Source organism: Ohtaekwangia koreensis (genome assembly GCF_900167975.1).
GTDB lineage: Bacteria > Bacteroidota > Bacteroidia > Cytophagales > Cyclobacteriaceae > Ohtaekwangia > Ohtaekwangia koreensis.
In genome coordinates this window covers 1,011,964-1,026,485 of sequence record NZ_FUZU01000003.1, presented here as the reverse complement: position 1 = coordinate 1,026,485, position 14,522 = coordinate 1,011,964, and the positions used below count along the sequence as shown (strand labels likewise).

General features: G+C 43.5%; 9 protein-coding genes and 1 pseudogene. All 10 read left to right on the top strand.

Annotation, left to right across the window (positions count from 1 at the left end; translation table 11 throughout):
• Positions 1-309 precede the first annotated feature (309 nt).
• A complete protein-coding gene (cysC, locus tag B5Y40_RS23290; protein WP_317043570.1) occupies positions 310-906 on the top strand; it encodes an adenylyl-sulfate kinase in 597 nt (198 codons plus the stop codon).
• Positions 907-936: 30 nt separating this feature from the next.
• Positions 937-1,848, top strand: a pseudogene (gene cysD, locus B5Y40_RS23285) (sulfate adenylyltransferase subunit CysD); the annotation flags it as partial.
• Between the two features lie 30 nt (positions 1,849-1,878).
• Entirely contained in the window at positions 1,879-3,138 is a 1,260-nt protein-coding gene (cysN, locus tag B5Y40_RS23280; protein WP_079689227.1) for a sulfate adenylyltransferase subunit CysN, read from the top strand.
• Between the two features lie 14 nt (positions 3,139-3,152).
• Positions 3,153-3,914 carry a 3'(2'),5'-bisphosphate nucleotidase CysQ gene (gene cysQ / locus B5Y40_RS23275; protein WP_079689226.1) on the top strand — a complete coding sequence of 254 codons (762 nt, stop codon included), beginning with the start codon at positions 3,153-3,155 and terminating at the stop codon, positions 3,912-3,914.
• Between the two features lie 271 nt (positions 3,915-4,185).
• Positions 4,186-4,743 carry an RNA polymerase sigma-70 factor gene (locus B5Y40_RS23270; protein WP_159453790.1) on the top strand — a complete coding sequence of 186 codons (558 nt, stop codon included), beginning with the start codon at positions 4,186-4,188 and terminating at the stop codon, positions 4,741-4,743.
• A 90-nt stretch (positions 4,744-4,833) separates the two neighbouring features.
• Positions 4,834-6,678, top strand: a complete 1,845-nt coding sequence (locus B5Y40_RS23265) for a T9SS-dependent choice-of-anchor J family protein (RefSeq protein WP_079689224.1) — start codon at positions 4,834-4,836, stop codon at positions 6,676-6,678.
• 47 nt (positions 6,679-6,725) lie between these two features.
• A complete protein-coding gene (locus tag B5Y40_RS23260) occupies positions 6,726-7,808 on the top strand; it encodes a FecR family protein (protein ID WP_079689223.1) in 1,083 nt (360 codons plus the stop codon).
• Positions 7,809-8,072: 264 nt separating this feature from the next.
• Positions 8,073-11,645, top strand: coding sequence for a SusC/RagA family TonB-linked outer membrane protein (locus B5Y40_RS23255; protein ID WP_221408979.1), 3,573 nt, complete (start codon positions 8,073-8,075; stop codon positions 11,643-11,645).
• Positions 11,646-11,661: 16 nt separating this feature from the next.
• The gene (locus B5Y40_RS23250; RefSeq protein WP_079689318.1) at positions 11,662-13,134 is read left to right on the top strand and encodes a RagB/SusD family nutrient uptake outer membrane protein; all 1,473 of its coding nucleotides are present in this window, start codon (positions 11,662-11,664) and stop codon (positions 13,132-13,134) included.
• Between the two features lie 22 nt (positions 13,135-13,156).
• Entirely contained in the window at positions 13,157-14,521 is a 1,365-nt protein-coding gene (locus tag B5Y40_RS23245) for a zinc-binding metallopeptidase (protein WP_159453789.1), read from the top strand.
• Position 14,522: the final 1 nt, after the last annotated feature.

The window sequence follows — 14,522 nt, the reverse complement described above, 5'->3', positions numbered from 1 at the left end:
GCAATTCTCTCGAAAATAGGCCCACCCAAACCCAAACGGCTGTTTGTAAATCAAGAAAATTAATCACGATCTCCAGAATCTCCTTGTAGACTTCGCCATTCGTTTTACCTTTGCCGCATTACTCTACAGAATTAGTGGTTTATGGATCGTTCACATTCAGGTAATAAATGTTTTGAAGCACATCACACCGGTGTGTACAGAATAGATGGATCGGTTAGATGCCGTTTGCATTCTTGTAAATTGCTCTGTTGTTGGTAGTTACCAGCATACGCTACAACGCTATTCGTATCAACTAAAACATTTTCGATCTTGAATTATATATATCCCATTAAAACAAAAGTAAGCAGGCAGCAACGCGAGCAGTTGTTTCAGCAACACGCCCGCCTGATCTGGTTCACCGGTTTATCAGGTTCAGGAAAATCAACTTTGGCTGTTCAGCTCGAAGCTCAGTTCCACGCTAAGGGTTTTAAAACCTATCTGCTCGATGGCGACAATATCCGCGCGGGCATCAACAAAGACCTGAACTTTACCGATGAAGGCCGCGTAGAAAACATTCGCAGGATAGGAGAGGTATCAAGACTTTTTCTGGACGCAGGCATCATTGTGTTATCAGCATTTATATCTCCCTTTCATGCAGACCGCGAACAGGTAAAACATATTGTAGGGGAAGAAAACTATATCGAGATTTTCGTAGATACGCCTTTGGAAGTATGCGAGCAACGCGATGTAAAGGGACTCTATAAGAAAGCGCGTGCCGGAGAAGTAAAAAACTTTACCGGTATAGATTCGCCTTACGAAGCGCCACTGCAAGCAGACATTATAATACCGACTCACCAGGTAAGTGTTGAAGAGTCGATCGATCAGTTGATGAAGTATATTTTGCCAAAAGTTACCGTGACTTCTTAAGCGGCATTTGAGACAAGGAAAAGAAACAACAAGATGAGCCACCAATATTATTTAAGTCACTTAAAAGAACTGGAAGCCGAAGCGATCTTTGTGATCCGTGAAGTAGTAGCCCAGTTTGAAAAACCAGCTCTGTTATTTTCAGGAGGCAAAGACTCCATCGTGCTGGCCTATTTATCACGCAAGGCATTTGCTCCTGCACGTATACCCTTTCCGTTGGTACACATTGATACGGGACATAATTTTCCGGAGACAATGGAGTATCGCGATTGGCTTGTAAATGAATTAGGTGTAAAGCTGATCGTTGGTTCTGTTCAAGAAAGTATAGATAAAGGTCGCGCCAAGGAAGAGAGTGGCTATAACGCCAGTCGTAATTCACTTCAAACCGTAACGTTGCTGGATACCATCGAGCAGTATAAATTCGATGCTGCCATGGGTGGTGCCAGACGCGATGAGGAAAAGGCCCGCGCGAAAGAACGCTTCTTTTCACACCGTGATGAGTTCGGACAATGGGATCCTAAAAATCAACGTCCTGAATTATGGAATGTATTCAATGGAAGAAAACATATAGGTGAGCACTTCCGCGTGTTCCCGATTTCCAATTGGACAGAGATGGATGTATGGCAATATATACACCTCGAAAATATACCCATCCCTAAGCTATATTATTCGCACGAGCGCGAAGTGATTATGCGTGATGGTGCGATTTTATCGACATCACCCTGGTTGAAATTGAAACCGGATGAAATTCCTGCAAAGAAGATCGTACGCTTCAGAACATGTGGCGATATGCCGATCACCGGTGCTGTTGAATCGGATGCCGATACGATCGAGAAGATCATTGCAGAAGTGGCAGCGTCACGTAAAACCGAACGCGGTACCCGTGCAGACGACAAGCGTTCTGAAACCGCTATGGAAGACCGCAAAAAGTCGGGCTACTTTTAATCAATCACGCATCGTTAATATATACTCGAAATGAATTCCTATATAAATAATCAACTTCTTCGTTTCACTACAGCCGGCAGTGTAGATGATGGCAAGAGTACATTGATCGGTCGTTTGTTGTTTGATAGTAAATCTATCTTTGAAGATCAACTCGAAGCAGTGGAAGCATCCAGCGCGAAGAAAGGATTTGATTACGTTGATCTTTCCTTGTTAACGGATGGATTGAAGTCGGAGCGCGAGCAAGGCATCACCATCGATGTAGCATACCGTTACTTCGCTACGCCTAAACGTAAATTCATTATAGCCGATACACCCGGCCATATACAGTATACCCGTAATATGGTAACGGGCGCTTCAACAGCGAATCTTGCACTCATCTTGATCGATGCACGCAAAGGACTTGTTGAACAAACCTATCGCCATTCGTTCATTGCATCGTTGCTGAAAATTCCGCACATCATTGTTTGTATTAACAAGATGGATTTGGTGGATTACAAGGAAGATGTATTCGAAAGAATCATGGAAGAATATAAAGCATTTTCTTCCAAGCTGGAGGTATCCGATATACAGTTTGTGCCGATCAGTGCTCTGGCGGGCGATAACGTTGTGAACCGTTCCGAGAATATGCTCTGGTATCAGGGTGCTACATTATTGCACATGCTGGAGACAGTACACATAGAGAGCGATCACAATCATATCGACAGCCGTTTCCCGGTGCAATATGTTATTCGTCCACAGTCTAAGGAGTATCACGATTTCAGAGGATATGCAGGACGCGTTGCCGGAGGTATATTTCGCCCGGGCGATGATGTAGTGGTGTTGCCTTCTGGTTTTCAGTCCAAAGTAAAAGATATACACTTTGGTAATGAGAAATTAGAGGAGGCATTTGCGCCTATGTCCGTTACGATTACACTGGAAGATGAAATTGATATTAGCAGAGGAGATATTATCGCTAAGCCCAACAATCATCCGCAGTCCGAACAAGATGTTGATGTAATGTTATGCTGGATGAACCAGCGACCGATCAACCTGAATTCAAAGTTCTATGTACGCCATACATCGAAAGAAGTAAAAGGTGTTTTGAAAGAAATTCAGTATAAGCTGGATATCAATACACTTCATCGTGTGGAGAATGTTGATCAATTAACGATGAATGAGATAGCCCGGGTAAAGATCCGCACAGCCCAACCGTTGCTTTTTGATAGTTATCGCAAGAACCGCATTACCGGAAGTTTGATTCTGGTAGATGAAGGAACGAACGAGACAGTTGCTGCGGGAATGATTGTATAAGTGTATATTTTCGGATGGATATCAAATCACTTTTACCCCTGGCCATTCAAGCCTCCGAAGAAGCTTGTAAAGCCATACTACAGGTATACCATTCCGGAGATTTTCAGGCGGAAGCCAAAGGCGATAATTCCCCGCTAACGCTGGCGGATAAACAAGCACATATAGTGATCGCTTCACGGCTGCAGGCTACTGGCTTTCCCGTGTTGAGTGAGGAAGGGAAGGCAATAGCATACGAAGAACGCAAAGCCTGGCCTTACTTCTGGATGGTCGATCCGCTGGACGGGACAAAAGAATTCCTCAAACGCAATGATGAGTTCACCGTAAACATCGCACTCATTCACAAAAATATACCTGTACTCGGCGTTGTGGCGATACCCGTTACAGGTGAAGTATATTTTGCAGCACAAGGTTCTGGTGCATTTGTAAAAAGAGAAAATAAAACGTCACAACTTCCCGCGCGTACTCCGATTGATCTCACTCAACCCGGTCTGCGCGTGGTTGCTTCGCGTTCGCACATGAACGAGGAAACGAAAGCATTCATAGAATCCCTGCAGGCGCCAACGCTTGTATCGAAAGGCAGCAGCCTCAAATTTATGCTGCTGGCAGAAAACCAAGCGGATATATATCCGCGCTATGCGCCAACCATGGAGTGGGACACTGCGGCTGCACACGCCATTTTAAAAGAGATAGGGCTAAAAGTACTTCAACTCGACAAGGATGAAGAACTCTTGTATAATAAAGAGAACCTTCTGAATCCATATTTTTTCGTGCGCTGAAATAAAGCACGATGGCGATTCCTGCCAATAATAATCCATTGTTCGAATGAACACAGGCATATTTTCTGCAGAAATTCTATAACAGTACAACCTTGAAAGAATACCGTTAATAAAAAAATCGGTTGTTTGGAATTGTCTTGACGTGTAATGTTGAAATAATAACCTGAACACCGCATCTTTATATTGCGTCCACCGGATTCAACGGAACGCCTATGCTTAAACAGGCTTATCGTCATATATAGGTCAAAATGAATTTTGAGGTATAAAGAAGGTGAAAGCGTACTCCGAAGACGATCTTATTAAACATCTGAAAGAAGGTCATGAAGACGCTTTCAGGATTGTCTTTGATCAATATTATCGTCCACTCACACTTTTTGCGATGAAGTATATGGGAGATGTGGAGGAGTCCAAAGAAATTGTACAGGAATTTTTCGTTCGTTTCTGGACAAAGCATGAAGCCATCAACATTCGCTTTTCACTGAAAACATATTTATACCACGGTGTCCGCAATGCCTGTCTTAATTTTATTGAATCGAATAAAGTTGTACAACGGCACATGCGTAACTATGGTAAATCAGATTTATCGAGCGACAACCCGCTTGAAAATATGCTGGCTGCAGAACAGGAAGAACTGTTAATGCAGGCTATCGATCGTCTTCCGGAAAAATGCAGAGAGATATTTTTTCTCAGTCGCATGGAGAAACTTTCCAACCAGGCTATAGCCGATCATTTACAACTCTCGATAAAAACAGTAGAAGCCCAGATTTCAATTGCTCTAAAACGATTACGGGATCTGCTGCTTTCTCTTTTCCTGTTCCTTTTTTCATAGGCAAAAAAAATATTTTAAAACCTTTTAAGGGTTGCGACAGGATTTCCGGTCTATAGGGCGATTTTATTTTTTACCCAAGCCTCAGACTCTATGCAGAGATTTTACTCCCTATTACAACCGCATTCCTGGCGCAGTAAATATATTCTTCCATCTATAGGTATACGAACAACATGCCATTGCCTTGTCCTTTGCTTTTTTGTATTCATAACGGCTATAGCGCAGGCACAGCAAGTAACGTTCTACGAAAGTTTCGATGAAGCGGATGAAGGTGATCTTCCCGAAGGATGGACTTCATGGCAGAATGGCGGAGGCGCTGGCCCTATACATTGGAGTGTATGGAAGTATAATCAGTTTGGTGTAGAGAAATATGTAATCAGTGATGCAGAACCCGGTCGCGAAGGCATGACCGATGAGGATTGGCTGATCACTCCGCAGATCACACCTGTAGCCGGTGATTTCCTGATGTTTAATACACGCAGATCTGTCTTTCTCACCGGTGATATGTTCTATATTAAAATCTCGACCACAACGAGTAAAGCTCCGGATGCTTTTACAAAAACGCTGGCCACTTTTGCGGAAGAGGATTTACCAGAATACGTTGATCCGGTAAATGGAAAAATCCGGGTAGACCTTTCTGCTTATGCCGGTATACCAATCTATATATCTTTTGTCCACGTTGCCAATGTTGGTCCTGAAGCAGTATCCGGTATATGGTTCATGGATGACGTGGAAGTTCGCCCGAAGCAGGCGGCCTATATTGACGATACGTTTTTCAGACAAGCTACATCTCCGCCTCAACCTCCGGTAAAGCTTGGCGATGTTGCATTTCCGGGCACGCTTGAATTTGTAGTGAATGGCGATTATGGTAACGTTGATATTTCGTCCATTACCTTCACTACGCAAGGCACAACGGACGTTTCGCTTATAAAAGAAGTGAAAGTATACTATACTACTGACGAATATGTTGTGATAGAAGATATTATAGCCGGCCTGGTACCGTTGTTCGGTTCATTGGAGAATCCATCCGAGACCTTTGAAGTTACTGGAAATATAGCGATGGAGTTAGGCAGCGTCCATTTCTTTTGGATTGTATACGTCCTGGATGATTCGCGACAACTTGTATTTCCGTATCCGCAAATTGATATTACGTTTGAGAAATATATAGCCAATGGCCAGGAATATACTCCTTCTGTAACCACATACTTTGGAGCCATTGATGTAGTACCCCCCGATGTGATCAATGATAATTTTGCAGATGCTATACAAATCACGCCAACAGTTTCCCGTTACGGATCATCTACATATCCCGCTACGTATGAAGAGGATCATGATATACTGGCCTATTGCCAGAATACAGGTTTTGAGGAGATTCATTCAGTATGGTGGTATTTTATAGCGCCCGGTAATGGACTGATTACTGCTGATCTCTCTGAATCCAGATTCAATACGATCGTTGCATTTTTCGATGAGAACATGTCGCAGGTTGCCTGCAATGACGACATCAATGATAATCAAGACCAATCTATAATTTCTGGGTACCCGGTAACTGCCGGGCAGAAGATATATGTACGGGTAAGTGACATCGGTGGCTTTGGCGGAACTTCATACCATGAAGCCGGTGTGGTGATCATGGATTTTACATTTACAACACCCGTGGGAGTGGAGGATGATTTTCAGGCGATACGTGTATCCGTGCCGTATCCGAATCCCGCGCATGCCAATGCGTCTTTTGATCTCGAGGTATATAAACCCGGTGAAGTAACAATTGACATTCAGAATATGGTTGGTAAAAAAGTCTTGACACAACGTAAACGATATACGGCAGGCAAACATACCGTAACGCTGGATGCCTCGGCACTGACACCCGGGGCGTATTTGATTCGTGTAGCGGGTCACGGTATGGATACAACCCGTAAACTTATCGTTACGCGATAGAATATATATGTCCGAACTATAAACAGTTACCCTATACTATATACCGTATGCAAGAGCACGAATTGAATGAGCGAAAATGGTACCTGGCCACCAAGGTATTAACCAGTGGATTGAATGCTGATGAACAAGCAGAATGGGAAGCATTGAAAAATGATCTTGCCTTTCAGCAAGAGTTCACATTGGTTGAAAAGTATTGGCTGAAGATGGACGGGTTGCCCTATCAACAGATCAATGCAGAAAAAGATTGGAAACTCGTATGGGACACGATACGTCAGCAGGTGCCAGTCCGCGAGCAACGTACAGCGATACCGTGGCTTCGCTATGCCGCGGTGTTCCTTGTATGCATGGCTATATCTTTTTTTATAGGGGCTCGCTTTAGCGGTATACTTTCAAATTCAGACAACACTGCGCAACTCACAACAATAGAAGCACCGGCAGGCTCCAAGACGTATGTAACCTTACCCGATAGTTCTCACGTGTGGTTAAATGCTAAAAGCAAAATTACTTTCAATAAAGATTTCGGAGCAGAGAACCGTCATTTAAGATTGGAAGGCGAAGCTTTTTTTGATGTCGTGAAAATGAAAGTTCCGTTTCGTGTAGAGACACCGTTGTATACCGTGGCGGTACTGGGAACAGCCTTTAACATCAAAGCGTACAGTGACGATGACCGTGCAACCACCACGCTTGTACGTGGACTGATCAACATCGAGCGCACGACCAAGGCAGGTAAAACTGAAGTTACTCCGTTAAAACCCAATGAGAAACTCATCGCTTCAAGAACAAGCAATAGAGGTGCAGCCTTTGCGGGAGAATATACCTTTCAGGTTGAGCGGGGAGTTGACGCAGCCATGGAGACTGCCTGGAAAGATGGATGGTTATCAGTGCAAGGTGAGTCGCTGAATGAACTTGCAAAAAAGATCGAACGGCTTTACGATATCAAAATAAATTTTCAGGATGAGGAACTGCAGCGCTATAGATATACGGGTCGCTTGCGACAGCTTAGTCTGGAGCAGGTGCTGAAAGCATTATCACTCACATCACCTATTGAATTTACCATTGCGGAGAAAACAGTAACGCTTCGGGAGAACCAATCGACAAAATCTAAATACAACTCTTTGCAAGTTCCGTAACGAAACTATATATACACGAACCCTAAACCCAACATCATGCATAGTTTATACCAACACCACAGCTGACCAACGCCATAAAATAAAAGGGGATCAAAAGATGCTGTCACATCTCCTGATCCTTGAAGGACTGGTAAACAGTCTGCCACGCTTTTTCAAGCGGAGGCAATACTCCTTTTTGTTAACCAAATCCCATTTAATTCTATGAAAAAAATAAGATACGGCCAAGTCTGTGTCCGGTCAGTATTGAATAAAATAACGGTGGTTATGAGAATCTGGCTTTTTTTATTGATTCCTGTAGGTGTTGCCCTTGCATCGAATGCGAGTTCACAGGATCTAAGCATTGAACTGAAAGACGTTACGCTACGCGAAGTGTTTCGCGTCATTGAGAAAGAGAGTGAATATTCTTTTTTCTTCAATGATTCTTTTGCTGATCTGAATAAAAAAGTTTCGGTCTCGGCAAAGAATGAATCACTTCAGAATGTACTGGTGAAATTGCTTGCACCTACAAATCTGACCTATAAAATTCTGGAGGGCAACCTGATTGTTATAGCCCCGAAGAATTCACAGGAGTCGATCATTGTGCGCGGCAGGGTTGTATCCTCTACGGATAAGCAACCACTACCAGGAGTAAATGTTACCGTAAAGGGATCGCCTCGCGGAACAATAACCAATGCGAATGGTGAATACTCCCTTGAAGTAGAGAAGGGATCAACGTTAACATTCTCCTTCATCGGGTATGCACCTATAGATATAGTCGTCAACAATCAAAGCAGTATAGATATAGAGCTCACGGAAGATATCACAACACTGAAAGAAGTATCCGTAGTATCAACCGGGTATCAGGTTGTTGATGAACGACTCTTTACAGGATCCGTTGTAAGTCTTTCGGCACAAGATATAAAAACTGAAGGCACCGTTGATCTGAGCCGCATGTTACAGGGACGTGCGGCCGGAGTTTCGGTTCAAAACGTATCCGGTACATTTGGTGCAGCTCCGAAGATTCGTGTGCGCGGAGCCACATCTATCACCGGAGATAATAAACCACTTTGGGTAATTGATGGTGTTGTACTCGAAGATGTTGTCAATGTATCGGCAGAACAATTGACCACGGGAGATCCCAGCACGCTGATCGGTTCATCCGTGGCTGGTCTCAATGCGGATGATATAGCCAACATTACGATTCTGAAAGACGCTTCAGCCACTGCGTTGTATGGCGCTCGCGCTAAAGATGGTGTGATCGTGATCACAACTAAAAAAGGCCGCATTGGAAAACCGCAGATCACCTATACCGGTAATTTTTCAACATACCTCAGGCCTTCCTATAACGACTATAATATTCTGAATTCCGTAGACCAGATGTCGGTATATACCGAGATGGAACGCAAGGGATTGTTGAACCATGCTGATGTAGCGAATCTGCCCAACGGTGGTGTATATACCAAGATGTATAACATCATAAACGATTCTTATAATAACGGCTCGGATGATTTCGACCTTCCCAACACAGATGCGGGCAGGCGTGCGTTCCTGCAACGTTATGCAACCGCCAACACCGATTGGTTTGATATACTCTTCGATAACTCTTTTGTACAGGAACATTCATTAGGTGTTTCCGGAGGTACTGAAGCGTCACAACTATATTTCTCTACCAGTTATTACAATGACAACGGGTGGTCTATTGCTGACAATGTAAAACGCTATACCGCGAACGCTCGTGGTAATTTTAAGATCTCCGATAAAGCAAGTCTGGGAATTATAGCTTCCGGTTCGGTGCGCGATCAGCGTGCACCCGGTACAGTGTCTCGTCAAACGAATGTAGTAGAAGGTGGATACGATCGCGATTTTGATATCAACCCATTTAGCTATGCATTGAATACGAGTCGTGTATTAACCGCCTATGATGAAGAAGGTAAATTGGAATACTTCACACGCAACTATGCTCCGTTCAACATCATCAACGAAGTCAATAAAAACTATATAGATCTTAACCAGCTTGATTTCAAACTACAGGGTGAATTCAGTTATCAGCTCCTGAAAGAATTGAAGTACGATTTTATAGGCTCAGCGCGCTCCGTGAGTACAGTAACGGAACACAAGGTTGAAGAAGGTTCGAACATGGCGGAAGCCTATAGGGCCGATGGTTCACAGATTATTCGTATGGGAAATAAATTTCTGTACGTTAATCCGGATTATCCGAATGTAGACCCGGTAGTGGTGTTGCCACAAGGCGGTTTCTATAATCGTACAGATGACAAGATGGCGAGTTACTATTTTAAAAATCAGTTAACCTGGAATCATACATTCACAGGTATACATAGCATAAATCTGGTGGCAGGGCAGGAGATCCGTCAGGTTGATCGCCAGACTTCATTTGCCAACGGTTATGGCTATCAATATAGCAGAGGTGGTGTTCCTTATACCGATTATCTGCTCATCAAACAATTGCTCGAAGGAAACTTTAACTACTTCGGTATGGGCTATGGCTATGAACGCTATGCAAGTTTTTATGCGGGCACCACGTATTCGTATAAGAGTAAATATGTACTCAACGCCACTGTGCGGATGGACGGATCAAATCGTCTGGGTGAATCGCGTACAGCCCGGTGGTTGCCTACATGGAATGTGAGTGGTGCATGGAATATAGATAGCGAGCGTTTTATGGAAAGCGCACAAGCTATAGATTTCCTCACACTGAAAGCGGGCTATGGACTTACCGCCAACACCGGTAATGCCAACAATGCCTCCGTTGTATTTCGAACGGCTGCTACACGAAGGCCTTATTTAAATGAAGGTGAATCATTGATCGGTATAGAAAGCCTTGAAAATTCGGATCTCACCTGGGAGAAGCAATACGAGATGAACGTTGGCTTCAACACCGGTCTCTTCAATAAGCTTGTGATTACTGCTGACTTTTATAAACGCAATCAATTCGACCTGATCAGCATTATAAAAACATCCGGTATAGGAGGCGAGCCTTATAAAGCGATCAACTATGCTGATATGAAATCGCGCGGAGTGGATCTGACTATAGGTGCAACTATATTTAATCGCACGCAGTGGAGCTGGAATACAAACTATGTATTCAGCTATAATAAAAGTAAGATCACGAACCTGCGTAATGAACCGCGCATTTTCAACCTTGTATTTCCGGAAGGAGGCGCCATGGAAGGATATCCGGTGAGAGGATTATTCTCGGTAGACTATAAAGGACTCGATCCTGAATCCGGCATGCCGTTGTTTATCAACCAGGATGGAAATTTAAGCTCAGATGTATTTTTGCAAAGTCCTAACATCCAACACCTCAAGTATGAGGGCTCCGTTGATCCTACTGTAACCGGTGGCTTATCAAATATATTCAAGTATAGGAATATCACACTGAATATATTCCTCACATACCAGGCTGGTAATAAGATCCGGTTGAATCCTGCATTCAAAACACGTTACTCTGATCTCGATGCTATGCCACGTGAGTTCCTCGACCGTTGGGTATTGCCGGGAGATGAGCAGCATACGAATGTGCCTTCTATACTGGATCTCACTTCGCTTAGCCGATTGGGATCTATATATCCATACAATAACTATAACTATTCAACGGCCCGGGTTGTGGACGGAGGATTCATTCGCATGCGTACGATTTCATTGTCCTATATGCTGCCCTCCAAACTACTTGCAAACACTGGGTTAAGCAACGCATCGCTTACGTTGACTGGAACTAATTTACTGTTGCTATACGCTGATAAGAAATTATACGGACAGGATCCTGAATTCTATTCGTCTGGTGGTGTGGCCATGCCAGTGCCGAAGCAGATTACAGCAACTATAAAACTCAACCTCTAACGAAATGAAGGTAGCCATGAAAAAATATATAGTCAGCCTGCTCGTACTAAGTATAGCGCTAAGCGGATGCGAGGACTTTCTTTCCAAGGTACCCGACAATCGCACCATTCTCGATTCGAAGGAAAAGATCGCAGAGCTATTGGTGACTGCGTATCCCGAAGGGAATTATATACCATTCTGCGAAGCAATGTCCGATAACGTAGAAGATAATCCGTCTCAATCGCAGGATGTGCGGAATACAGATCCATACTTTTGGCGCAATGTAAATTCAACAGCGCAGGATACACCGGAGAACTACTGGAACTCATGCTATACCGCGATCGCAGCAGCGAACCATGCCTTGCAAGCCATAGAACGCGAAGGCAATTTTCCGGTATATGATGCGCAACGCGGTGAAGCGTTGGTGGCACGCGCCTATGCACACTTTATGCTGGTAGCACTTTTTGCTAAAACCTATAAGGCTGCTACAGCGGCATACTATCCCGGTATACCGTATGTAACGGAACCCGAAACTGAATCTTTGAAAAAGTACGATCGGCATACAGTAGAGTATGTATATACCATGATTGAGAAAGATCTCACCGATGGACTTCCGTTGATTGACGATCAAAGTTATAACACCGAGGATGCCGATGCCGATGGCGTTCCGAGCTATCACTTTACACGCGCAGCAGCACATGCTTTTGCAACACGTTTCTATTTATTCAAAAGAGACTATAACAAAGTAATAGAACACGCGAACCAGGTATTTTCCAATACGGATATAGCGGCTGGCCTGCGTCCGTGGAACTCAACATATAGAGGCTATGCCATGAATGAGTTGATCACTACCTATACCCGTTCTACTGAAAAGGCAAACCTGCTGCTGAGCGAGACATTGTCTGATTGGGCCTTTACCTACAACACGCTAAAATATACCACCGGTGTAAACACAAAGGCAGCCATTCTGGATTACAATGCCACACAAGGCCAATATTCCTATTGGGTATACTATAGCTCGGTTAGCCAGGTATATTTTGTGCCGAAATTTAAAGATCACTTTGTTCGCACCGGTACAAATGCCAATACGGGTTTTACCTATACCGTGATACCACTTTTCTCTGCTGAAGAAGTATTGCTCAATCGTGCTGAAGCCTATACCATGCAAAACAACTTGTCAGCAGCACTGGACGATATGAATGTACTCGTGAGTAAGCGGATCACGAATTACGTACCGGAATACCATAACCTCAATGCACACAAGCTCTATAACTTCTACCAGGAAAGCATTAATCAGGAAGCCACACTACTTGCTGTGTTGGATTTGCGCAGGGCGGAATTTTTGCATGAAGGACTCCGCTGGTTTGATATACTTCGACACGATCTTCCGGTTGAACATTTGATCCGCGATGGTGAAGGTATAGTATTGTCCGCTGGTGATCCGCGAAGAGTATTACAAATACCGGCAGAAGCAATTTCATTGGGCGGACTTGAACCTAATCCACGGTAATAAATTTTGAAGGATGAGATTTATGAAATACAAGAATATAATTGCAATCATGATTATACTGGCTCTTACAGGTGCTGCCTGCAATGATCCATATAATGAAAATGACACGTCCGATCCTGATTATGTTACAAATGACGACACACGTGAACCTACAGAATTGGACAACTGGCTTACAGATAATTTTACCACACCTTATAATATACAGGTAAAGTATCGCTGGGATAATTCCGAATTGGACCCTTACAAAAACCTGACACCACCTGCAGTTACGAAGGTGCAAGGTGTTATGGACGTTGTGAAGAAGGTATGGATCGAAACGTATAACCAGGTAGCCGCTACAAATTTTATAAAGGAATATTGTCCTAAACAATTTGTGCTGGTAGGCAGTGCCAACTATAATTATGATGGATCGACCACTATTGGTACTGCAGAAGGCGGACGTAAAGTAGTGCTGTTTGTTGTTAACGATTTTGATCCTCACAACAATGCCGGTGTCAAACAACTTATCCATACTGTACAGCATGAATTTGGACACATCCTCAATCAAAATATATCCTATCAGCCTGAGTTCAAGGAAGTGACAGCCGGTAACTATACTGCCAACTGGAGTTCGGTTTCTTTAAGCGAAGCCAGGGCTCGGGGTTTTATCACAAGCTATGCCATGGCAAGCACCGATGAAGATTTCGTAGAAATGATTGCTACCATGTTAGTAGAAGGTAAAGAAGGGTATGAAAGAATTTTAGCATGTGAAACCAATACGTCATCCCGACAATTATTGAAGAAGAAAGAGCAATATGTAGTGGAATATTTTCGCGCAAAGTATAATATTGATTTTTATGCGCTGCAAACCAAAGTACAAGAAGCAATCAATGCGATTGCACCGGGCGAGCCAGTAGAAGAGCGAACACCACTCTTCGATATACTTGGCTACGGAAAAGATTCCACCGCGATACGATTCGATTTTAATTTCTATAGTTACCCTTCGGGATTTGCAACTGCCTTTTTCACAGACTTCAATCTGTTGACGACAAAAGGTTATGGACTCGATACATACTTCAGACTATATTATTCTGACGAAACACATGTGCACTTGCAATTGCATTATCATACCAATGGGCCAGGCGAACGAATATACTATGTCGCGAATTTTATTCTCGAAGTATTCCAGACTGAGGACGGACATTATGGATTCTGGTATGTAGATAACGATGAGAATGCGCGTATGCTGGCAGAGGATTACGGTGTATATAATATACTCGACTTTTTTGCGGGCTATACATACGACATTGAGTGGGAGCGATCATCGTGTCCTACCAGCAGCTTTGTTGGATTCTATCCTGTAAGCAATCCGAATGAAGGTTATACATATGGAATACTGGGTAACTAAT

Excerpts from the sequence above, each read along its gene's own strand:
- cysN (WP_079689227.1), top strand. The coding sequence starts at position 1,879 with ATGAATTCCTATATAAATAATCAACTTCTTCGTTTCACTACAGCCGGC.
- cysQ (WP_079689226.1), top strand. The coding sequence starts at position 3,153 with ATGGATATCAAATCACTTTTACCCCTGGCCATTCAAGCCTCCGAAGAA.
- B5Y40_RS23265 (WP_079689224.1), top strand. The coding sequence starts at position 4,834 with ATGCAGAGATTTTACTCCCTATTACAACCGCATTCCTGGCGCAGTAAA.
- B5Y40_RS23260 (WP_079689223.1), top strand. The coding sequence starts at position 6,726 with ATGCAAGAGCACGAATTGAATGAGCGAAAATGGTACCTGGCCACCAAG.
- B5Y40_RS23255 (WP_221408979.1), top strand. The coding sequence starts at position 8,073 with ATGAGAATCTGGCTTTTTTTATTGATTCCTGTAGGTGTTGCCCTTGCA.
- B5Y40_RS23250 (WP_079689318.1), top strand. The coding sequence starts at position 11,662 with ATGAAAAAATATATAGTCAGCCTGCTCGTACTAAGTATAGCGCTAAGC.
- B5Y40_RS23245 (WP_159453789.1), top strand. The coding sequence starts at position 13,157 with ATGAAATACAAGAATATAATTGCAATCATGATTATACTGGCTCTTACA.